We start from the raw sequence: 22,143 nt of genomic DNA on the forward strand, positions 1-22,143 counted from the left end.
ATAATCTTCGCAGATCGAAAGCCGTTCGCGGGTTGCGGGCGGCTTTCGCGCCCTTTGGTGCGACCGCGGCGTCGCGGCTGCCGTCCGTCTGCCATCTCGGTGAAATATACCTGTCCGAAACGATTTGCGCAGCGGGGTCTTCTATACTGTGAAGACTACCCTGTTTCGCGAACTGATAAGGAGGCGTGCATGTCGAAGCTCCACATCATGGATACCACGATCCGCGATGGCCAGCAGAGCTTGTGGGCTACCCGCATGCATATCGGCGATATGCTTCCCATCCTGCCGAAAATGGACAAGGTGGGATACTGGGCCATCGAGGCGTGGGGTGGCGCGACGTTCGACACCTGCCTGCGGTTTTTGGATGAAAACCCCTGGGAGCGCCTGCGTTCCATCAAAGCGAACGCGCCCAATACGCCGCTTGCCATGCTTTCCCGCGGCCAGAACCTGGTAGGGTACAAGCATTATTCGAAAGACATCGTCGACCACTTCATCGCGGCTGCTAAGAGAAACGGCGTCCACGTGTTCCGCGTGTTCGACGCGCTGAACGACATCCGCAACGTGGTGGACAATGCCGAGGCCATCAAGGCGTGCGGAGGGCATTTCGAAGGAGCCATCTCTTATACCGTTTCTCCCGTTCATACGCTTGATAGCTATATCGAGTACGCTCAGCGGCTCAAAGAGCTGGGCGCCGATACCATCGCCATCAAGGACATGGCGGGCCTGCTTACCCCGTATCGCACCGAGCGCATCGTGAAGGCGTTCAACGCCGAGATCGGCCTGCCGGTTCACGTTCACTGCCACTACGTCGGCGGTATGGCCCCGGCCAACATCTTGAAGGCGGCCGAGGCGGGCGCCGCCATCGCCGACACGGCCCACGCTCCGCTGGCGTTCGGCAATTCGCATCCCGCCGTCGAGATGGTGACAGCCGCGCTGCAGGAAAGCGCGTACGATACCGGTCTGGACCTCGAGCTTTTGTTCGAGATCTCGAATTACTGGGAAGAGGTGCGCAAGCGCGGCCACTTCAACCGCGGCGTGTCCTCGCTTACCCATATGCAGGTGTACTCGCATCAGGTTCCCGGCGGCATGATGTCCAATCTTATGGCTCAGCTGGCCGTTCAGAACGCGGAAGATCGCCTGCCCGAAGTTATGGCCGAGATTCCCAAGGTGCGCGCCGAGGTTGGCTATCCGCCGCTGGTCACGCCGATGTCGCAGATCGTGGGCACGCAGGCCGTGTTCAACGTGCTGACGGGCCGTCGTTGGGGCGTCGTGTCGCGCGAGATGAAGGACTATCTGTGCGGCTACTACGGCAAGGCTCCCGGTCGTATCGACAAGGAGATCTTGAAAAAGGTTGTGGGCGACTCCGACGTGCTGGACGCAAACGTCGCGCCCGGGTCGCTGGTTACCACCACGTTCGACGAGGTTGCCGAAGAAATCGGAGACCTCGCTCAGAGCGAAGAGGACGTGTTGATGTACGCCCTGTTCCCGAACGAGGCGCGTACGTATCTGAGCAAGCACCGCACGCAAGAGAAGGTCGAATTCCTCATGGCCGAGGAGTCGAGCGCTACCAAGGAGGGCGATTACGTGGATATCAATCAGATCCGAGAGCTGGTTCGCATCGCTGAAGAAAGCGGCGTGGGCGAGATCCTGGTTGAAGAGGAGGGCGTCCGCGTTGCCGTGCGCATGCCGGGTGCGGTAGCAGCCCCGGCTGCCGCCGCGCCCGTCGCCGCTGCCCCGGCCGTGCCCGCTGCGGCCGCGCCTGCCGTGCCCGCTGCGGCCGACGATGCCGCCCGCCCCGCTTCGTGGAAACCCGTCGAGGCTCCGATGGTGGGCACCTTCTATGCGGCTCCCGCTCCGGGCGAGCCTGCGTTCGTTCAGGTGGGTGACGAGGTTGCCGCCGGACAGACGCTGTGCATCGTCGAGGCTATGAAGCTGATGAACGAGATCGCCGCCGACGAGATGGGCACGGTGCGCGAGGTGTGCGTCGAGGACGGATCTCCGGTCGAGTTCGGCACGGTTCTGTTCTACGTCGAGCCCCTGGGCAAGCCCGCCCCTGCTCCGGAGACAGCATAATGTTCAAGAAGATTCTTGTTGCGAATCGCGGCGAGGTGGCGCTGCGCGTCATGCGTGCCGCCCGCGAGCTGGGCGTGAAAACGGTTGCGGTGTACTCTACGGAAGACGCCGATACCTATCCGGTGCGCTATGCCGACGAAGCGGTGTGCATCGGTCCCGCTCAAGCTGGTAAAAGCTATCTGGTCATGTCGAACATCATCGCGGCGGCGAACACCACCGGTGCCGAGGCCATCCATCCCGGCTACGGGTTTTTAGCGGAAAACGCCGCGTTCGCCCGCGCGTGCGCCGATAACGACCTGGTGTTCATCGGCCCCTCGCCCGAATGCATCGAGCGCATGGGTGACAAGAGCTCGGCGCGCGAAACCATGAAGGCGTGCGGCGTGCCCACCGTGCCCGGGTCCGACGGCTGCATCGAGACCGTCGAGGAAGCGCGCCGGTTCGCGGATTCCGTGGGGTATCCCGTGCTCATCAAGGCCACGGCGGGCGGCGGCGGCAAGGGCATGCGCGAGGTGCACGATCCTGCCGACCTCGAGTCCCAGTACCATGCCGCGCGCACGGAAGCCGGAGCCGCCTTCGGCAACGACGGCGTGTACCTCGAAAAGCTGGTGCTGCGTCCTCGTCACGTCGAGATTCAGGTGCTTGCCGACGATTTCGGCAACAACATCTCGCTGTGCGAGCGCGACTGCTCGGTTCAGCGTCGCCATCAGAAGCTTATCGAGGAAGCTCCCTCGCCTGCGCTGAGCGACGATCTGCGTCATGCTATGAGCGTTGCGGCGGCCAAGGCGGTACGTGCCGTGGACTACCGCAATGCGGGAACCATCGAGTTCCTTCTGTCCTCCGACGATCAGTTCTACTTCATGGAGATGAACACGCGCGTGCAGGTGGAGCATCCGGTGTCCGAGCAGATCACCGGTGTCGATATCATCAAAGAACAGCTGCGCATCGCTTCTGGCGAGCCTATGAGCTGCGCTTCCCGGGCGCCGTTTTCGCCGTTCGGCCATGCCATGGAGTTCCGCATCAATGCGGAGGATCCCGATTGCGGGTTCAGGCCCAGCCCCGGCACCATCACGCGCTTCGAGCCTCCCGCGGGTCCGGGCGTGCGCGTGGAGAGCTACATCAAGAGCGGTTCGAGGATTTCTCCGTATTACGACTCGCTTGTTGCTAAACTCATCGTGTTCGGGCAGGATCGCGAAGAGGTGCTCGCCCGCGGGCGCCGTGCGCTGGACGAGTTCGTCATCGAGGGGATCAAGACGACCATCCCCTTCCATCGCGCCGTGCTCGAAAACGAGGTGTTCTGCGCTGGGGAGGCCGCGACGGACTTCATCGAAACCCAGATGGGAGATTTGCTATGAGCGACTTGCACGTTGAGGGTATGGACGTTGCGTCCAACGTCGTCGAGACCATCGTTTCGATCGCCGCAACCGGCGTCGAGGGAGTTGCCAGCGTCGGGACCGCCACGACAAGCGGGATTCGCTCGCTGTTCGGTGCCAAGCCCAGCACGCAGGGCATCGCCGTCGATGTCGAAGACGATGCGAAACTGCGCGTTTCGGTGCGTATCGTCGCGCGGTACGGATATGCGCTTCCCGATGTGGCCGCCGAGGTTCGCTCGGCTATCGTCGATGCGGTTTCCACCCAGGTGGGAGCTTCGGTCGGCAGCGTCGATGTGTTCGTCGACGGCATTCAATTCGACAAATAGAACGTGGGGGACACCTGCTTGATGGCTGCAAAAGGCAAAATGCACGAGCGCACGCTTGCGCGCGAATCCGCGCTTGCGCTGCTGTATTCCAGCGACATCACCGAGTCCGACGTCGCCAAGATCGTCGATGAGGGCGCGTACCCCGCCGACGATCTCGATCTTCCCGTGTACGCCGAGGCGCTGGTGCGCGGTGTTGCCGCCCATCGCGACGAGATCGACGGGTATCTGTCCACAACCTCGGAAAACTGGGCGCTCGAACGCATGCCCGTAGTCGATCGCGGCATTTTGCGCTTGGCTGCCTACGAGATGGTGTTCGTCCAGGATGTGCCGGTATCGGTGACGATCAACGAGGCGGTCGAGCTTGTGAAGCGCTACGGCGGCGAAGACGACTCCTCCCGATTCGTGAACGGCATTCTGGGCCGCATTGCGCGCAGGCTCGAGAAGGGCACCGAAGCGGTAGCCGGCACCTCGGCCGAAGACCCCGAGGCGCCTGCGCGTCCGGAATGCGACAACCGGTTCGCTCCCGCAGGCGATACGATCGATCCCTCGAGTGCCGAGTAGTCTATGGCGGTGCAGGATCCGAATACGTTCGACGAGGTGAAAGCTCGCTTGAATGAAATCGTCGAGGCTGTTTCCGACGACGGGCTTCCCTTGGACGATGCGCTTGCGCTGTACGAGGAAGCTGTGGCCCTGGGCCTTCGCGCCAGCGATCTTCTTGAGTCCGATTTGGATGCGGCTGACGAGAGGGCCGCGGTTTCAAGCGAGCTTGCCCGCGAGCGGGCGTGTCTCGAGGGTCGGCCTTCCGCCGACGAGAACGGTTTCGGCGATCGAAGCGAAGACGAGCGACGGGATGGCGCGCAGCCTGCCGAAATCGGGCGGGCTGTCGATTCCCAGTAGATAAGGGGTCGATCATGAAAGACCGTATTCTCGATTGCATCGGCTCTCCGGCCGATCTCAAGGTTTTGGACGATTCCGAGCTCGAGATACTTGCAGACGAGATTCGCCGGGAGATCGTTGCCTCGGCGTCCAAGACCGGGGGGCACGTGGCCTCTTCCCTTGGCGCCGTAGAGATCATCCTGGCCGTTCATTCCCTCATCAACAGCCCGACCGATCGGTTCGTGTTCGATGTCGGGCACCAAGCCTATGCTCACAAGCTGATCACCGGTCGTCTCGAGCGGTTCGACACGTTGCGCACGTTCGGCGGCGTCTCGGGGTTCACGCGCCCGGCCGAAAGCGAGCACGATGTTCATGCATCGGGTCATGCCTCGGACTCTCTCTCCATTGCGCTGGGGCTGGCCAAGGCGCGTGAGATCAAGGGAACCGACGAGAAGATCGTTGCTCTCATCGGAGATGCGGGGCTGGCGGGGGGTATGGCCTTCGAGGCGCTGAACACCATCGGCCAGATGCAGCTTCCCATGGTCATCGTCCTGAACGACAATGAGATGTCCATTTCGAAGAACGTGGGCGCCCTCGTCAAGCACCTGGGTGCGCTCCGTTCCAGTGAAACCTACCGCGATGTGCGCGATTCGGTTCAGTATCGGTTCGAGAACGCGGGCAGGTTCGCCAGCTCGCTTGTCGGGTTCGGGCGCACCATGAAGGATTCTCTGAAGCAGTTCGTCTTGCCTCAAGAGACGATGATGTACGAGCACTTGGGTATTTTATGCACGCCTCCTGTGGACGGGCACAACATCGCCGAGCTGCGCGATATCCTGTCAACCGCGCTGGAAGCCGACGGGCCGGTTCTGATGCATGTGGTCACGCGCAAGGGCGCCGGCTATGCGCCCGCTGAAAAGGATCCGGTTCGCTTTCACGGTGTGTCGGCTTTCGACATCCAGACGGGTGCCGACGTCAAAAAGCCCGCGACCGCCCCTTCGTACACCAGCGTGTTCGGAAGCGCCCTTCTCGAAGAAGGGCGTCGGGACAAGCGCGTGGTCGCCATTACGGCGGCGATGCGCGGCGGCACCGGGGTCGAACCCTTTTTCAGGGAGTTTCCCGATCGCTCTGTCGATGTGGGCATCGCCGAGGAGAACGCGGTCGGCATGGCGGCGGGCCTTGCGCGCGGCGGGTTGAAGCCAGTGGTCGCGATCTACTCGACCTTTCTTCAGCGCGCCATCGACCAGCTGATTATCGACAACGCCCTGATCGAGACCGACGTAGTGTTCGCAATCGATCGAGCGGGCCTCGTGGGGGCGGACGGGGCGACCCATCACGGCGTGTTCGATCTGGTGTATACCCGCATGGTGCCGAACATGCGCATTATCGCCCCATCCGATGAGGCCGAATTGGTGAACGCTCTGCATACGGCCCTGCATCTGGGCGGTCCGGTGTCGGTGCGCTACCCGCGCGGCAGCGCCCAGGGGGTCGATCTGCCCGACGAGCCGCGCATCCTGCCGTTCGGAAAAGGGGATATTCGTCGCGCGGGAGAGGACGTCGCGCTGCTTGCGTGGGGCGACATGGTGCAGACCGCGCTGGAAGCGGCCGATGTTCTGTCTGAACGAGGCATCCAGGCGCGCGTGGTGGATATGCGCTGGGCCAAGCCCATCGACGTCGATGCGGTTGCGCATGCAGCCGAAACCAAGCTGGTGGTAACGTTGGAAGACGGGGTTGTTGCGGGCGGCGTCGGCGAAGAGGTGCTGCACGTGTTGTCCCAGCAGGCCTCGACCACGCCCGCGTTGCTTTTGGGCATCGAGGACCGGTTCGTTTCCCACGGGTCGCCGTCCGATCTGTTCCGCAGCATAGGTTTGGATGCCGCATCGATCGCTCAGCGCATTCTCGAGAGCCTTTAGGATCCGTCGGTCGTTTCGGGAAAGCGGTCTAGCGGGTGGTGACGGGCTTTTCCATGATGTAGTCGTCCATGACGAACCCCTGGCCTATATCGTTGACCACCGCCTCGATGGCCTTGAACCCGGTTCCCTCGTAGGCGCGGATGCCCAGAGCGTTTCCCTTGTTCACCGTCAGGTACAGGGCTCTATGCCCGCGCTGGCGGGACAGCTCGTCGTAGTGCTCGATGGCCCTTCGGGCGTGACCGCGGCCGCGTGCCGACCCCAGCAGGTAGATCTTCGAGATGAAGAAGCGGTTGGTCTCGGGCTCCGAATATCCGCCGGTGTATCCGACGATAGGTCCCCAGGGATGTCGGTCGGTGGGTTTTCCTGCGAGATCGGGGTCAATAACGAACCAGTACTCGTAGGCGTGGTGCAAAGCCGCCATATCGCGACGGATGGCGGCAAGCGATTGGAACCGATCGACCATATAGCGCGTCTGGTCTTCGCCGATGAGGGCCGGCCAGTACTCGATCCATATCTCCTCGGCCAGTTTCGCAAGCGTTTCCTGCTGCTTTTCGGTGCGCACAGGTTGGAATTCGGTGGCCATGCGGCTCCTTTCTCGGTTCCAGTCGATTCTATACCCGCATCCCGCGAGTTCGCAGAGAATACGGCACTTGCGGAGACGGGCCGCTCAATCTGCGGAAAAAAGCTTTCGCTTGAACGAATCCATGCGCCGGCCTGCTACAACCATGCTATACTGATCGGGCTTGCGAGAGTTCCGCAGGCATTACGTATTGGCCCCCGAGACATGTTTGTTGCGAAAGGCCGCTTCGGCCAGCTTATGCGTAAGCGAACATGGTATAGGTAGCAACCATTCATGTTGACGGGTCCCCGGAAAGAAAGTTGAAAGGGGTCCGTTTTGACCGACATCAAGAACCCGTCCGTCATCGACTTCGGCGACATCTCCGATGAGCAGATGAACGCGCTGATCGATGGCACGCTCACCGAGTTCGACGAGGGCGACCTGGTCGATGGCACCATCGTCAAGATCGAGCGTGACGAAGTGCTCGTCGACATCGGATTCAAGAGCGAGGGCGTCATCCCCTCCCGCGAGCTGTCCATCCGCAAAGATGCCGATCCCGCCGATCTCGTTACCATCGGCGACAAGATCGAGGCTCTGGTTCTCCAGAAGGAAGACAAGGACGGCCGCCTGATCCTCTCCAAGAAGCGTGCCGAGTACGAGCGCGCTTGGATCTCCGTTGAAGAGAAGTTCAAGGCCGGCGAACCCGTTACCGGCGAGGTTATCGAAGTGGTCAAGGGCGGCCTCATCCTCGATATCGGTCTGCGCGGCTTTTTGCCCGCATCGCTGGTCGACCTGCGTCGCGTCAAAGACCTCGACATGTACATGGGCACCGAGCTCGAGGCTCGCATCATCGAGATGGATCGCAACCGCAACAACGTCGTTCTGTCCCGCCGCGTGCTGCTTGAGGAGGGCCGCAAGAACGAGCGCGCCGAGATCCTCACCAAGCTGTCCAAGGGCATGCGTCTCAAGGGCTCCGTCTCCTCGATCGTCGACTTCGGCGCTTTCGTGGACCTCGGCGGCATCGACGGCCTGGTTCATATCTCCGAGCTTTCCTGGAACCACGTCAACCATCCCTCCGAGGTCGTCAAGGTGGGCCAGGAGGTCGAGGTCGAGGTTCTCGATGTCGATCTGCAGCGCGAGCGCATCTCGCTGGGCCTGAAGCAGACCACGCCCGATCCGTGGGTGAAGCTTGTCGAGTCCTATCCTGTGGGCGCCATCGTTGACGGCAAGGTTACCAAGGTCGTTCCCTTCGGCGCCTTCGTTGCGCTGGGCGAGAACACCGAGGGTTTGGTTCACATTTCCGAGATGGCCCCCCGCCACATCGAGACGCCCGCTCAGGTCGTCAAGGTGGGCGACGAGGTGAAGGTCAAGGTTATGGAGATCAACCCCGAGCGCCGTCGCATCTCTCTGTCCATGAAGGCCGCTGCCGCCGAGCTGGGCATCGAGATCGAGGTTGACGAGACCGTTCAGCCCGAAGAGCGCCCTGCTCGCAAGCGCACCGATCGCGCCGAGAAGGTCGAGGGTGCCGAGGCCGTCGAGGCTCCTGCCGAGGAGGCTCCTGCGGCTGAGTAAGCTGCGAGACGCATCATCTTCGCATATCGAACAACGAGAAAGGATCCTTTAAGGATCCTTTCTTTATGGGTAAACTGGGAACAGCTAGATAGGCTTTCAAGATCCGCATCCGACGGACAAGCGGGAGGCAGGTATGTTGAAGGTTCAGACAGGCAAAACAGTCCGATCGGCAGGAAGCGTGCTTTTTGCGGCTGCCCTGGCAATTTCGATGACGCCCCCCGTCGCCTATGCCGAAGATGCTTTCGAGAGCCAGATTCCCGAGCTGGCTCAAGACCAGTCGGAGCCATCGGCGGAAGAGGTCGAAGCCGCCATCGCCTCGGGTGACCTGTCCATTTCCGACGATAGCGCGGCGACGTTCCAAGAAGAGGGGCTTGTCCAGCCCCGTGCGGCCCGCTCCTGCTCCTTCCCTGTTAAAACGAATACCAAGGTTCCTTCGAGCGTTCGCTCGTTCGATTATTCGGGTGCGGATATGTTCGAGACCGCGGCGGCTGAAGCCGAGGCGGCGTATCCCGATGGGGTTTCGTCGGCCATTCTGGTGGGTCCGGGCGATTCGTGGATCGACGCCTTGGCGTCTGCTGGTCTTGCGGCATCCAAAGGTCCGATTCTGTTCACCGAGTGGGGCGGGCTCAGCGATGCCGCACGCGTGGCGATGCGCGAGTTGGGGGTGAAAAGCGTTCTCATCATGGGTGGAACCGCGGCGGTTTCGGCTGACGTCGAGGCCGATCTCGCGCAGGAGGGCATCGCGCTCGAAGCTCGCCTGGGAGGGGAAGACTGCTTTGGCACCCAGCTTGCGATATACGAATATGGGAAGAAGAACGGGTTTTGGAGCGGGGACTCCGTTTTGTACGCAACGGCGGGTTGGTTCGGGGACGCGCTTTCGGCCTCGCCTCTCGCGTTTGCCGCGCGTTCCCCCATCTTTCTGGTTAATTCCCGCAAAGAGCTGAACTACCAGCAGAAAGTCGCTTTGGAATCCGCAGCGCAGGAGGGCTTCGGCCGTCGTGCGATTATTTTGGGCGGAACCGCGGTGGTATCGGATGCTACCGAGCGATACGCCGCAGGCGTGAGCGCGCGTGCGGGCGGTGCTGACCAGGCGGTTCGCTTGGCGGGAGACGATCAGTACGGTACGAGCATCGCCATCGCCAACTACGAGGCGGCCTCTGGTTTCACGTGGAACAACGTTGCGTTCGCCTCGGGCGATCTGCCCTACGACGCGCTGGCCGGGTCGGTGTTCCAGGGCAAGACCGCCGCTCCGTTGCTTTTGGTTCACGATTACGACACTTCTACGATCGCAGCCGTCGGCTCGCACAAGGCGGATATCGATCGGGTGCGTTTCTTCGGGGGCGAAGCCGCGGTTTCCATGCAGACTCGCATGGGGGTTTCCGATGCGCTAGGGTATCCCTGGGCGGCTAACTACGGCTTCAAAGTATACGTCGATGCGGGCCATGGACCCGACGGGGTAACGCCCGGGGTGTACGATCCCGGTGCTATAGCGAATGGATACCGAGAGTCCGACCTGACCAAAGAGCTTGCCGGTATGGTTGATAAGATCTTGCGCGAGGAATACGGGGTCGCCACGTTTTTGAACGTGGATGGAGGAAACTACCGCTTCCGTATGCCTGAGGCCCTTGCGAACGGTAGCGACGCGTTCGTTTCGATTCACTTCAATTCATCCGGGGCAAGCGGGCCAAGCGGTGTGGAGAGCTACATCCACTCCTACAACGCCTCGCGTTTCTCGGCGGCGTGGCAGGGAATGATTCATCCCAGGCTGGTCGAGGGCGTGGGATTGGCGGATCGAGGACAGCGCAAAGCCGAACTGGCGGTTGTGGGCGGAGGACGGATCCCCTCGGTGCTGCTTGAGGTCGCTTACATCAACAACGCAAGCGATATGGCCCAGTACCAGACGCGAAAGCACGTCGTTGCGCACAAGATCGCCGAGGGGATGGTGGCGTAGGGCGGGTGCCGTTGCGGCTCTACGAAGGGGATTCCGGAAGGTTCCGCTTTTCGCAGAGCATGTTCGTCGCATCCTCCACTGAAAGCGCCGCAACCGGGCAATGGCGGATCAATTCCTCGTCGTTTGTTATCAAGAGGTCCGCATTGCAACGCATCGCAGCGGCGATTACCAGGTTATCCTCGTAATCGCTATGAAGACGGAGTTGCTTTTGCGCGATCCATACATCGGATCGGTCGCAACCGACTGCGGTGGACAGTTCGTTCATTTTCGACAGGCACGTCCATGCCGTTTTCGCCGCCGTAACCGCATCGGCCTTGGAAACTTCGCCCTTATCGCGCATGACGGCACGCCTGTAATCGGTGGAAACGAGGTAGAACGGGTCTTTCCCGCCGATGGCCGATGCGAGGCGCCGCTTCGGCCCTTTCCGCCGATCGAAAAGGCGACGCCTCGCTTTGCAGGCGAGACGTCCGTTTCGGCTGGTTGGTTCGGCAAGCAGGCTCTAGGCCGTTTGCGACGGAGCGCTCTTTTCAGCATCGCCGCGCTGGGGCAGGTAGTCGGCCACGGCGGAGCGGATCAGCTCGATATAGGTTGCCGATCCCTTTTCGGACAGATGGGTGCCGTCTCCGTCGAAGTAGTCCCCGTGATCGGCGCTGGCCGCGTACCAATCTATCATCCGGACATTGGGGTATTTCTGTGCCGCATCGGCAAGGGCCTTGTTGCTGCTTTCCATCCAGTCGGTATTCGACCGCGAGTTCACCAGCCATACCATCTTGTCGGTTCCCACATCGTTCATGAGGCCTGCAATCTGGTCGTCGGTTACGTAGCCGTTCGTTCCCAGGGCGATCACCACGATGCTTCCCACCGTGCCGGCATCGCGGTACCGGTTGTAGTAGCTGCCCGCATTGTAGAACTGACGGTTGACGGCCGCATCGATCAGCCCATGCGGGAAGGCGTCTTGGAAGTAGGGAATGGCCCGCACCGATACCGAATCGCCGATCATGAGGATGTCGTATTTCGAATCGTCGATCGCCGCGACGTAGAACCCGGAGCTGTTTTCGGCAGCATGGCTGGCAGATGCGCTATCGTCGGCGTCGGTTCGGCTGTTCAGCGATTCTCCCGCTACGATACCGCCCTGGTCTTCGGCCAGCTTGAGCAGCGACCCTCCCTCTAACGCGTTCGTGTCGGGGACAAAGGCGAGGCCGGCTACGGCGATCAGCAGGGTCACCGCGCTTGCCGAAACCGTCTTGACATGGCTTCGACACCACTCGACGATCGAGGTGGCACCGGTTCGCAGCTGTGCGACCAGCTTTTCGGCGGCTCCGCGGCGCAGGGGGTTTTCCACGTATTCGTACGAGAAGTGCGCGAAGGCGAAGATGGCTGCCAGTTCGATGGCCATGAGGTAGAGCGGGGCGCCCTCGTTCACATGGGGCGGTTCGAGCAGCAGCAAGATGGGGAAATGCCATAGGTACATCGAATAGCTGCGCTGACCAACCCATACGAGGGGCTTGAGGGAGAACGCGCGTCCGATGAGGCTTCCCGGATGAACGATGCAGGCAATGAACAGCGCCGTTAGCACAGAGCACAGAAGCAGCCCGCCTCGGTATATGAAGGGCGAGAAGCCGTTGCTCAGCGCCACCAGCAGCACAAGTCCAAGCAGGGCCGCACCGCCCACCGCATCGAGAGCGAGCCGTTCGGACCGAGACATGGCCGCCCCGGCGTTATCGTCAAGCTTCTGATACGGCCATACGAATGCCAAGATCGCGCCGATAAGCAGGGAGAAGGCGCGCGTGTCGGTTCCGTAGTAGACGCGGGAGGGGTCGGATGCGGGATCGAACAGCGCGGCCATCAGCGCAACCGAGACAAGCGCTGCGATGGCGCACCCCTTGGCGATCGAGCCCTTCCTGGCGCCCCGATGGACGATGAGCATGAGAACTACCGGCCAGATCAGGTAGAACTGCTCTTCGATGGCTAGCGACCAGGTATGGGCCAGGGGCGAGGGGGCTCCTAGGGCGTCGAAGTACGACACGTTGTGGATGATCTGCCACCAGTTGTTGAAGAAGAACACGGTAGGCAGGATGTCCGGGCGCATTTTGGTGAGCAGCGCATGATTCAGAAGCGTGCACAGCGCGGCTGTCCCCGCGATGGCGAACAGCACGGCGGGAACGATGCGCTTGATGCGGCGAATCCAGAATGCTTTGAGGTCAACGGTCCCGTTGGCCTCGATCTCGGATATCAGCAGGCCGGTGATGAGGTAACCCGAAAGCACGAAGAACATGGTGACGCCCAGAAGCCCGCCGGGGGCGAAGCCGAGGTGCATGTGGTAGGCGATCACGGCGAGGACCGCGAACGCGCGAAGCCCGTCCAAAGACGGGACGTAACGGGATTTTTGGCGGGGCATGGGACTTCCTTCGCGAAATTTTTCTGCCGCCATCTAGTCTACTGGATAAAATAGGTAATTGAGCGGGGTGTTTAGAACGTTCGGCCAATCACGAAATGACCCGAATCGCCCCTACGGAGGCGTTGTCGCGCACATTGCGCGCTACCCAAGATGTGTATGATGGAGCTGATCGTTTTTCAGGTTGAAAAGGAGGCGCGAAATGAGGCAGATCTTCGTCATCGGCGGCATGGGTGCCGGGAAGTCAACCGCTCGGAAGGCTCTGGTCGAGCAAGGTCTGGCTTATATCGACCTCGACAAGGTGGGTCACGAGGTTCTGGGGTGGGATGTCGTCAAGTCCGACCTGGTCGATGCGTTTGGCGAGGACATCCTAGGGGAAGACGGCGAGGTGGTGCGATCAAGGCTCGCCCAGAAGGCGTTCGTGTCCCCGGCCCTTACGCGCAAACTGAACCGCATCACGCTTCCCCGCATCGAAGATGCGTTCACCAGCAGGTTGGACGCGTACGAGGCCGAAGGCCACAAAGCCGTTGTCGTGGAGAACTCGGTGTACAAGACCCGCAGCATGTCCATGGCCTACAACGCCGATGTGGTGGTTGCGGTTCTTGCTCCCATCGAGACCCGGGTGGCCCGTGCGGTGCAGTCGGGCTGGGACGAACTGGACGTTCGTCGCCGCATCGCCCAGCAGATCACCGATGCCGAGCGCATCGAGGAGGCCGATGTGGTGTTCAACAACGATGGCACGCCCGACGATCTGCGCGATCGGGTGGTTTCCTGGTGGCGCGGCTACTGCGCCCAGGAAGGTATCTAGCCCTCGGCTTTTCGGGGCCGCTCCGAGGGGCGGCCCTTTCCCGCACTTGGAGCCAAGGCAAGCGGGCCGTTCGTGGGTCTTTCGAAAAAGGAGCGTCCGTGTCTCATCTGTCGAATCTCGAAGGAACCGAAATGCAGGGCAAGCTCCCCGAAGTGCGCCTGTCTACCACTCCGCTTCGAGTGGTGTCTCCCTACGAGCCGGCAGGGGATCAGCCTGAGGCCATCGCGGCGCTTGCTCGCAACATCGATCAGGGGGTTCGCTACCAGACGCTTTTGGGAGTGACGGGTTCGGGCAAGACGTTCACCATGGCCAAGACCATCGAGGCCGTGCAGAAGCCTACGCTGGTGCTCGCCCCCAACAAGACGCTCGCTGCTCAGCTGGCCGCCGAGTTGAAGGAGTTTTTCCCCGACAATTCGGTGGTGTACTTCGTTTCGTACTACGATTACTACCAGCCAGAGGCTTACGTGCCTTCGTCCGACACCTTCATCGAGAAAGACGCGTCGATCAACGAGGAGGTCGAAAAGCTGCGTCATGCGGCCACGTCGGCTTTGCTGTCGCGTCGCGACTGCATCGTAGTTGCAAGCGTGTCGTGCATCTACGGTATCGGTAGCCCCATGGACTATGCGGGCATGGCGGTTTTCCTCGATAAAGAGAAGGAAGCGGATAGGGATCACGTCATTCGCGAACTTATCGAGATCCAGTACGATCGCAACGACTACGAGCTGTCCCGCGGGACGTTTCGCGTGCGCGGGGACAGCCTCGATGTGTTTCCGCCCTATGCCGACAATCCCATTCGCGTCGAATTCTGGGGCGACGAGATCGAGAGCATTTCAGAGGTGGATGGTCTGACGGGCGAGGTGCTGAACACCTACGAGGCGCTTCCCGTGTGGCCTGCATCTCACTACGTGACGGCACGGCCTAAGATGGAAAAAGCGCTTTCGACCATTCGAGAAGAGCTTCGCGTGCGCCTGGGCCAGTTCCGCGATGAGGGCAAGCTGCTCGAGGCCGAGCGATTGGAAATGCGCGTCGGTTACGATCTGGAGATGCTGGAGACGATGGGATTCTGCTCGGGGATCGAGAACTATTCGCGCCATCTTGATGGACGCAAACCCGGCGAGCCCCCCTATACGCTGATCGACTACTTCCCGAAGGACTTTCTGTGCATCATCGACGAGAGCCACGTGACCGTCCCTCAGATTCGAGGAATGCACGAGGGGGACCGTTCGCGCAAGATCACGCTAACCGAGCACGGGTTCAGGCTTCCCAGCTGCCTGGATAACCGCCCTTTACGCTTCGACGAGTTCGAAGAGAGGGTGCCTCAGTTCGTGTACGTGTCGGCTACGCCCGGCGATTACGAGAACCGCGTCAGTCAGGCGCGCGTCGAGCAGATCATCCGTCCGACAGGTCTGCTCGATCCCGAGATCGCCGTGCGCCCGATAGCGTCCCAGATCGATGACATCATCGACGAAGCGCGGATTCGTGTCCAGCGCAACGAGCGCGTGCTGGTTACCACGCTGACGAAGAAGATGGCCGAGGATCTGACCGATCATCTGCTTGATCAGGGGATCAATACGCGTTATATGCACTCGGACATCGCAACGCTCGAACGCGTCGAGATCCTGCGCGATCTGAGGTTGGGAAAATTCGATGTGCTGGTGGGCATCAACCTGCTGCGCGAGGGCCTCGATCTGCCCGAGGTGTCGCTGGTTGCCATTCTGGATGCCGACAAGGAGGGCTTCCTGCGCAACCACCGTTCGCTCATTCAGACTATCGGCCGCGCCGCCCGCAACGCGTCGGGCGAGGTCATCATGTATGCCGACAAGATCACCGATTCCATGCGGCTGGCTATCGACGAGACGCGCCGTCGCCGGGATATCCAGATGCGGTTCAACGAGGATCACGGCATCGAGCCGCAGACGGTGCGCAAAGCCGTGAACGACATCATCAGCTCCGTTGCCGACGAGGTGGGCGGTGTCAGTGCCCAGGACATAAATCGAGAGTTGGCCGAGCTGTCTCGAGAAGAGGTTCTGCGCATCGTTTCCAGCATGGAAGACGAGATGGCGGAGGCGTCCCGGAACATGGATTTCGAGGCCGCTGCGCATCTGCGCGATCAGATCGTGAGATTCCGTTCCCAATTCGAGGGCACCACCGAAGAGGCGGCGCTTGCCGGTTTGAAGAAAACGGCCCGAAAGGGAAGCGCCTACGGGAATCGCAAGCACGCCGCCTACGGATCGAGCCGTAGGCGGTAATCGTCGCCGATTGCGCTGTATGCCGATCGGCCTTTGTCCTGGGCGATGTGCGGAAGGCGAGGTCTCGCGTCCGTCAGGCTTGCGCGTCAGCTTCGGTTCCGGCGTTCATGAATGCGACGCCGGCGATGATCAGCGCGATTCCCAGCCCCATAAGCGCGGTGACGGGTTCTCCGAACACCAGCGACCCTATGACGGCGGTGCCGATCGTGCCGATGCCGCCCCACACTCCGTACGACAGCCCCAGCGGGAGGTGTTTCAGCGCGAAGGAGAACAGCGAGAAACTGGCAAGGTAGCTGATGGCTATGCCGACGACGAATACGGGTTCGGTGAACCCGTTGGACAGCTTGATGAACGTGGTTCCGAACAGCTCGCAGACGATGGCGATGCCCAGAAGCATCCAGCTTCGCGTGATGGGGGACATAAGGCTACACTCCCATTTTCAGAAGGACGATGCCGGCGATGACGAGGATGATGCCCAGCACTTTTTTCCAGGTGAACAGCTCGCCCCAAAGGGCGCGCCCCACGACGCAGGTAAGGGCGATGGACGATCCGCTCCAAATGGCGTAGGTGATACCCAGGGGAAGTTCCGCCAGAACGTGCGACATCAGGTAGAACGACAGCACGTATCCGATCGCGATGCCGGCGATCCATCCTTTTTTGCGAAAGCCGTCCGACAGCTTCATCGAGGTGTCGGCGAATGTCTCGAGGATTACCGATCCTGCGAGCATGAGCCATGCCATGTTGGTTTCCTTTCCAGGACGGCGGGCCGGACGCGATCGCCCGTCGTCGTTCCCGTTACCGTTCGAGGAGCGTTTTCACCCTATGCCGGGCGAGATCGACGTGCGATTCGTCTACGAACGTCACGCCCTCTGCTTCCAGCATGCGCCGCTGGACCTCAGGTCCGCCGAACCCGAAACCTGGAGCGAGCGATCCGTTTTTGAATACGACGCGATGGCAAGGCGTGGCGTGGTCGCCCATGCCGGGGTTTGGGTTGTTGTGCAGCGCGAAACCGACGTAGCGTGCTGCGCGCGGACGCCCGATCGCCTCGGCTACCTGACCGTAGGTGGCCACGCATCCACGAGGGATGCGCCGCACCGCAGTATATACCGCTTCGGAGAATTCGCTCATATCGTCACGCCCACTCGTCGGTATCCAGCACGATGGTGAAAGGGCCGTCGTTAACGAGGGATACGTCCATGTCGGCTCCGAACGTTCCCGTCTCGACGCGCGTTACGTGTTTGCGTGCGAGCGAGACGAACTCTTCGTAAAGACGTCGCGCCGTCTCGGGGTCCGCGGCGTCGGTGAACGAGGGCCTTCTTCCTCGGCGGCAGTCGGCGTAAAGGGTGAATTGGGACACGACCAGCACCTCTCCAGAGATCTCTGCGATCGAGCGGTTCGTCTTGCCCTCGCTGTCGGCGCAGATGCGCAGGTTGAAGATCTTCGACCACAGCCGCTCGGCATCTTTTTCGGTATCGCCGTCGCCTACGCCCAGAAAGATGAGGTAGCCGCGACCGCACGAGCCGACGGCGGTTCCTTCGACCGTGACGCCTGCCTGTTTGACTCGCTGGATAACCGCGCGCATTCGTTCAACCTTTCGCCTTTTCCTTCCAGTGTACTTGATGCCGATGCAAACCGGGGTCTGCGCAGCGCGGGGAAGAGGTTTCGGAGAGTTTTCAGCGACTGAAATTCATACATGCGTTGGACGGCGGTTAGGTTTCGGATGGGCTTGCTTGCTATACTGAGGGTTCGAGGTGACCAGGTATCGGGAGACGTCCATGATCGACGAAATACAGGTGAGCGATCTCGCTCTCATCCGTTCGGCTTCGCTTGCGCCTGCCGATGGCCTCACCGTTCTCACCGGCGAGACCGGTGCTGGCAAGTCCGCGCTGCTTTCCGCCTTCAAACTGCTGATGGGGGGACGCTCGGACAAGGCGATGGTGCGCGAGGGAGCGTCATCCCTGCAGGTTGAAGGGCGGTTTTTCGGAATTTCTCTTGCGGCGGGCGCCCTGGGATGCGACGAGGGTTCTTCGGATGGAGCCGAATTGTCGGACGAGGCGGTGGTTGTGCGCCGCGTGGGTGCCGATGGCCGTTCGCGCGTTTTCGTGAACGGATCGATGGCAAGTGCGCGCCAGCTTGCCGATACGGTGGCGGCCGGCATCGATCTGTGCGGTCAGTTCGAGCACCAGCAGCTTATGAAGCCCGCGAACCATGCCGGCATTCTCGATTCCTGGGCGGGAGACGAGGCTCGGGAGCGGCTCGAGGCGTACCGGGTCCGCCTGTCTGCGGCTCGCGGTGCCCGGTTAGAGCTCGACCGCGTGCGCGAGGCCCAGAAGAGTTCGTCGGAGCGGCTTGACGAGGCTCGGTTCGTTCTCAAACGCATCGGCGAGATCGATCCGCAGCCCGGTGAATACGAGCAGTTGGTCCGCGATCTTTCCGTGGCTGAAAACGCCGAGGCGCTGGCGATATCAACCGCAACGGCTCACGAGGCCTTATCGGCGGACGGGGGAGCCCTTGATGCGCTGAACACGGCGGCCTCGGCGCTCGAGTCGTGCGCAAAGTGTGATTCGAATCTGGGCGAACTTGCCCAACAACTGCGTGAAACCGGATATGTTCTAGAAGATATTGCAGCTCAGGCGCGTGATTACCGCGAAGGAATCGACTTCGATGCGCAGACCCTTGCGTTTCAGCAAGAGCGCATCGCAAGCCTTCAAGGGCTGATGCGCGAATTCGGCCCCCGTATGGACGATGTTTTGGCCCGTCGTGATCGGGCGGCTGACGAGGTGTCGCTTGTGGACGATGCCGAGATGCGCGAATCGGCCGCCGTACGCGAGGTCGAGCGCGCCGAGGCTGCTTTGCTGGAAGCCGCCGATGCGCTGGATGCGGCTCGATGCGCGGCCGCTCCCGAATTCGAGGCCGAGGTGAACCGGGTGCTCGGACGCTTGGAAATGGGGTCGGCGGCTCTGGTCTGCTCGATCGGGCGGCTCGATCGAGCGGCGTGGTCGTCCCAGGGCCCCTCGTCGGTTGAATTCATGTATCGTCCCGCAGCCGGCATGCAGGTGCGGCCTCTCGCGCGCATCGCGTCGGGAGGCGAGGTGAGCCGCGTCATGCTGGCCACCAAGGTGGCGCTCGGTAAGCGCGATACGGTGGATACGCTGGTGTTCGACGAGGTGGATGCTGGAGTGGGAGGGTCGGTAGCCAACGCGCTGGCCGAGGTCATCGCCGATTTGGCGCACACTCATCAGGTGATCGTCGTCACGCATCTCGCTCAAGTGGCCGTTCGCGCCCAGCGCCACTACGTGGTGTCGAAAACCGAGGATCGCAGCGGGGCATCAACGATGATCGGCGAGGTTTCGGGGGAGGATCGGGTTGCGGAGATCGCGCGAATGCTCTCGGGCGGTTCCACCGAGGCTTCCGTCGCCCATGCGCGCGAGATGCTGCGAAGCGCGTTGGCCTAGCTAGGATCGAACGGTCGGCAGCGATCCGTTTATTCGGGATAGGGGTTTTATGCTTACGCTCGGGTGCCATCTTTCCATTGCCAAGGGTTTCGCCGCGGCTGCCCGCGATGCCCGCCGCATCGGGGCGAACACGTTTCAGTTCTTCACGCGCAACCCGCGCGGGGGAAAGGCCAAGGCGATCGATCCGGCCGATCTCGAGCGTTTTCGCGCGGAGTGCGCGGAGGCGGGCATCGAGCACATCCTGGCCCATGCCCCCTATACGCTGAACCCCGCGTCGTCGAACCCCCAGACGCGCGAGTTCGCGCTGGCCACTTTGGCGGAGGATCTTGCCCGTATGGAGAACACGCCCGGCCAGATGTACAACTTCCATCCCGGCGCTCATGTGGGCCAGGGATCGGAGCGCGGGATCGAGCTCATAGCGGAGGCTTTGAACCAGGTGCTTCGTCCCGGTCAGACCACGACGGTGCTTTTGGAGACCATGGCCGGCAAGGGGACCGAGGTCGGCCGCACGTTCGAGGAGCTGGCGGCCATTATCGACCGCGTCGACCTGGGCGACCGCATGGGCGTGTGCCTGGACACGTGCCACGTGTGGGACGGAGGCTACGATATTGCGGGCGATCTGGAGAGGGTTCTGGATCGCTTCGACCAGGTGCTGGGGATCGACCGGTTGCGGGCGCTGCATCTGAACGACAGCAAGAACCCGCTTGGGGCCCATAAGGATCGCCACGAGCGGCTGGGCGAGGGCTTCATCGGTATCGGTGCATTCGAGGCCGCCGTGACTCACCCGGTTTTGCGGAAGCTGCCCCTGTATCTGGAGACGCCTCAGGACGGTTTGGACGGCTATGCCGCAGAGATAGCGATGCTACGTTCTTTTTGCCGATGAGCGGCGGTTTTTCGGGCAATGCGACATGGGATCATTCAAGGAGTTCTCTTCTGCAGAGCTCGACGACCTCGTTTCGTCGGTGAATGCCCAGCGCCTTGCGAACTTTCCTGTGTCGCTCTCGTCGGCCGAGATCAGACGTATATACGAATCGATAGGATCGTAACCTTCGCGTTTTGGACGGATGCGGGCGCCAGTCTTTCGAACCAACTTCGGAAGCGCTTCGTCCAATGCGGGGATTTATCAGAGAATCGCGCCCGATCTTGGTTATTGCAAGGGCACCTCTCTTGATGCGCTATACTGGCGTGCATATGCGACGACGAAGATAAGCTTCGGCGCTGCCCGTTCTCAGAGAGGCGCTTCTTTGGCTGGAAGAGCGCTAGCGGGTGCCGCGGCCGTTCCCTTCCGAGCATCCTCCCCGAAAGCGAAGGTTAGCGAGCCAGGCGTTCATAGGGGAAGACGGGCACCCTCCGTTATCGGGGAACACGAAGCGGGTCGCGGCCTTTGGGCTTGCGATCAATCAAGGTGGTACCGCGAGAGCCTTCTCTCGTCCTTGAATCGATGCTGCGGGTGCGAACTCAGTTGCATTGGCAAGGGCAGGGAAGGCTCTTTTTTTGAGGGCGAGAGAAAGGCGAATCGAGATGTCGGTGATCGACGAGTTGGCGGAGCTGAGGTCCAGAACCCTGGTCGCCATCGAGGCCGCGCGGGGAACTTCGGCGCTTGACGAGGTGCGCGTTCAGGTGATGGGCAAATCAGGCGAGCTTACCAAGTACCTGCGCCAGATGGGCCAGGTTGCCAAAGAGGAGCGCGCCGAGGTGGGCAAGGCGGTAAACGCTGTGAGAGCCGCTGTCGAAGAAGCGCTCGATCAGCGCAAACGGGCGCTTGCAGCCGACGAGCTGGAGGCCTCCATCAAAAGTTCGGCCGTTGACGTGACGCTTCCCGGGCGCGCTCAGCAGATGGGAGCTCGCCACCTCATCAATCGCATTTCCGATGAGATATGCGATGTTTTCCTCGGACTGGGCTACACGGTTGCAACGGGCCCCGAGGTGGAAACCGACTACTACAACTTCACGGCGCTGAACGCTCCGGCCGACCATCCCAGCCGCAGCATGCAGGATACGTTCTACGTGCGCGACCTGTCGGGCGACGCCGCTGCGGTCCGCGGCGAGTCCGATGTGCTGCTGCGCACCCAGACCTCCGGCGTTCAGGTTCACGTGATGGAGGCTCAGAAGCCCCCCATCTACATCGTCGCGCCGGGAAAGGTGTATCGTCGCGACGTGGCCGACCCGTCGCACCTTCCCCAGTTCACTCAGATAGAAGGCCTGGTGATCGACGAGAACATCAGTTTCGGTGATCTGAAGGGAACGCTTGATTACTTCTGCAAGGCGATGTTTGGCCCCGAGCGAGAAACGCGCTTCAGAGCGCATTACTTCCCGTTTACCGAGCCGTCGGCGGAAGTTGATGTGAGCTGCGGAATTTGCCATGGCGAGGGTTGCCGGTTCTGCAAGGGCACCGGCTGGCTCGAGATCCTGGGCTGCGGCATGGTCGACCCGGCGGTGCTCGAGTGCTCGGGGGTTGATCCCGAGCGGTACTCGGGTTTCGCGTTCGGCGTGGGCGTCGAGCGCGTTGCGGCGCTGAAGTACGACATTCCCGATCTCAGGTTGCTGCTTCAAGGCGATATGCGTTTCCTTCGTCAGTTCTAGTTCAGGAAGAAGTTGA

The 22,143-nt window shown here is 61.5% G+C and carries 21 protein-coding genes; 14 read left to right on the forward strand and 7 right to left on the reverse strand.

From position 1 onward, the window contains the following. Positions 1-189: 189 nt before the first annotated feature. The 6 genes from accB to dxs are packed head-to-tail and all read left to right on the forward strand — an operon-like array spanning position 190 to position 6,555. Complete coding sequence (gene accB / locus EIH26_RS02640; RefSeq protein ID WP_124060638.1) at positions 190-2,073, forward strand: acetyl-CoA carboxylase biotin carboxyl carrier protein; 1,884 nt, start codon at positions 190-192, stop codon at positions 2,071-2,073. Then, positions 2,073-3,425 carry an acetyl-CoA carboxylase biotin carboxylase subunit gene (gene accC / locus EIH26_RS02645; protein ID WP_124060639.1) on the forward strand — a complete coding sequence of 451 codons (1,353 nt, stop codon included), beginning with the start codon at positions 2,073-2,075 and terminating at the stop codon, positions 3,423-3,425. Before accB ends, accC begins: the two co-directional genes overlap by 1 nt. Continuing rightward, positions 3,422-3,769 carry an Asp23/Gls24 family envelope stress response protein gene (locus EIH26_RS02650; RefSeq protein ID WP_124060640.1) on the forward strand — a complete coding sequence of 116 codons (348 nt, stop codon included), beginning with the start codon at positions 3,422-3,424 and terminating at the stop codon, positions 3,767-3,769. The genes accC and EIH26_RS02650 overlap by 4 nt, the downstream gene beginning before the upstream one ends. 21 nt (positions 3,770-3,790) lie before the next feature. Beyond that, on the forward strand, positions 3,791-4,330 hold the full coding sequence (nusB, locus tag EIH26_RS02655) for a transcription antitermination factor NusB (RefSeq protein ID WP_124060641.1): 540 nt from the start codon (positions 3,791-3,793) through the stop codon (positions 4,328-4,330). Positions 4,331-4,333: 3 nt separating this feature from the next. Next, positions 4,334-4,666 (forward strand): exodeoxyribonuclease VII small subunit, encoded by a 333-nt coding sequence (locus EIH26_RS02660; RefSeq protein WP_124060642.1) that lies wholly within the window; start codon positions 4,334-4,336, stop codon positions 4,664-4,666. A 14-nt stretch (positions 4,667-4,680) separates the two neighbouring features. Beyond that, positions 4,681-6,555 carry a 1-deoxy-D-xylulose-5-phosphate synthase gene (gene dxs, locus EIH26_RS02665; protein ID WP_124060643.1) on the forward strand — a complete coding sequence of 625 codons (1,875 nt, stop codon included), beginning with the start codon at positions 4,681-4,683 and terminating at the stop codon, positions 6,553-6,555. A 28-nt stretch (positions 6,556-6,583) separates the two neighbouring features. Here dxs and EIH26_RS02670 read toward each other — a convergent pair whose 3' ends face one another. Further along, the gene (locus EIH26_RS02670) at positions 6,584-7,138 is read right to left on the reverse strand and encodes a GNAT family N-acetyltransferase (RefSeq protein WP_124060644.1); all 555 of its coding nucleotides are present in this window, start codon (positions 7,136-7,138) and stop codon (positions 6,584-6,586) included. 369 nt (positions 7,139-7,507) lie between these two features. Here EIH26_RS02670 and rpsA point away from each other — a divergent pair, with 369 nt between their 5' ends. Continuing rightward, entirely contained in the window at positions 7,508-8,686 is a 1,179-nt protein-coding gene (gene rpsA / locus EIH26_RS02675) for a 30S ribosomal protein S1 (RefSeq protein WP_370453763.1), read from the forward strand. A gap of 208 nt (positions 8,687-8,894) precedes the next feature. Beyond that, positions 8,895-10,637 carry a cell wall-binding repeat-containing protein gene (locus EIH26_RS02680; protein ID WP_164470956.1) on the forward strand — a complete coding sequence of 581 codons (1,743 nt, stop codon included), beginning with the start codon at positions 8,895-8,897 and terminating at the stop codon, positions 10,635-10,637. Between the two features lie 19 nt (positions 10,638-10,656). Here EIH26_RS02680 and EIH26_RS02685 read toward each other — a convergent pair whose 3' ends face one another. Together EIH26_RS02685 and EIH26_RS02690 are read right to left on the reverse strand one after the other, a co-directional pair. Next, entirely contained in the window at positions 10,657-10,977 is a 321-nt protein-coding gene (locus EIH26_RS02685; protein WP_124060647.1) for a hypothetical protein, read from the reverse strand. 159 nt (positions 10,978-11,136) lie between these two features. Then, complete coding sequence (locus EIH26_RS02690; RefSeq protein WP_164470957.1) at positions 11,137-13,035, reverse strand: acyltransferase family protein; 1,899 nt, start codon at positions 13,033-13,035, stop codon at positions 11,137-11,139. A 199-nt stretch (positions 13,036-13,234) separates the two neighbouring features. On the opposite strand from EIH26_RS02690, the gene coaE reads away from it, so the two are divergent. Both coaE and uvrB read left to right on the forward strand, forming a co-directional pair. Then, a complete protein-coding gene (gene coaE / locus EIH26_RS02695) occupies positions 13,235-13,840 on the forward strand; it encodes a dephospho-CoA kinase (RefSeq protein ID WP_124060649.1) in 606 nt (201 codons plus the stop codon). Between the two features lie 98 nt (positions 13,841-13,938). Then, positions 13,939-16,089 carry an excinuclease ABC subunit UvrB gene (gene uvrB / locus EIH26_RS02700; protein ID WP_304999825.1) on the forward strand — a complete coding sequence of 717 codons (2,151 nt, stop codon included), beginning with the start codon at positions 13,939-13,941 and terminating at the stop codon, positions 16,087-16,089. 73 nt (positions 16,090-16,162) lie between these two features. On the opposite strand, the gene EIH26_RS02705 is transcribed toward uvrB, so the two are convergent. Genes EIH26_RS02705 through dtd form a run of 4 tightly spaced genes read right to left on the reverse strand, consistent with a single transcriptional unit; the run spans position 16,163 to position 17,671 of the window. Further along, the gene (locus tag EIH26_RS02705) at positions 16,163-16,510 is read right to left on the reverse strand and encodes a multidrug efflux SMR transporter (RefSeq protein WP_124060650.1); all 348 of its coding nucleotides are present in this window, start codon (positions 16,508-16,510) and stop codon (positions 16,163-16,165) included. A 4-nt stretch (positions 16,511-16,514) separates the two neighbouring features. Continuing rightward, positions 16,515-16,829 (reverse strand): multidrug efflux SMR transporter, encoded by a 315-nt coding sequence (locus tag EIH26_RS02710; protein WP_124060651.1) that lies wholly within the window; start codon positions 16,827-16,829, stop codon positions 16,515-16,517. Between the two features lie 55 nt (positions 16,830-16,884). Then, complete coding sequence (locus tag EIH26_RS02715) at positions 16,885-17,217, reverse strand: MGMT family protein (RefSeq protein WP_124060652.1); 333 nt, start codon at positions 17,215-17,217, stop codon at positions 16,885-16,887. Positions 17,218-17,221: 4 nt separating this feature from the next. Further along, entirely contained in the window at positions 17,222-17,671 is a 450-nt protein-coding gene (dtd, locus tag EIH26_RS02720) for a D-aminoacyl-tRNA deacylase (RefSeq protein ID WP_124060653.1), read from the reverse strand. 169 nt (positions 17,672-17,840) lie between these two features. Here dtd and recN point away from each other — a divergent pair, with 169 nt between their 5' ends. From recN to pheS, 4 genes are all read left to right on the forward strand, one after another. After that, a complete protein-coding gene (recN, locus tag EIH26_RS02725) occupies positions 17,841-19,544 on the forward strand; it encodes a DNA repair protein RecN (RefSeq protein ID WP_370453754.1) in 1,704 nt (567 codons plus the stop codon). Positions 19,545-19,593: 49 nt separating this feature from the next. Next, positions 19,594-20,427 carry a deoxyribonuclease IV gene (locus EIH26_RS02730; protein WP_124060654.1) on the forward strand — a complete coding sequence of 278 codons (834 nt, stop codon included), beginning with the start codon at positions 19,594-19,596 and terminating at the stop codon, positions 20,425-20,427. Between the two features lie 25 nt (positions 20,428-20,452). Continuing rightward, complete coding sequence (locus EIH26_RS08350) at positions 20,453-20,590, forward strand: phosphonoacetaldehyde reductase (RefSeq protein WP_164470958.1); 138 nt, start codon at positions 20,453-20,455, stop codon at positions 20,588-20,590. A gap of 484 nt (positions 20,591-21,074) precedes the next feature. Beyond that, positions 21,075-22,127: a phenylalanine--tRNA ligase subunit alpha gene (gene pheS / locus EIH26_RS02735; RefSeq protein WP_206424722.1), complete on the forward strand. Its 1,053-nt coding sequence runs from the start codon at positions 21,075-21,077 to the stop codon at positions 22,125-22,127. The last annotated feature ends 16 nt before the right edge of the window (positions 22,128-22,143 follow it).

The organism is Gordonibacter sp. Marseille-P4307 (genome assembly GCF_900604965.1).
GTDB lineage: Bacteria > Actinomycetota > Coriobacteriia > Coriobacteriales > Eggerthellaceae > Berryella.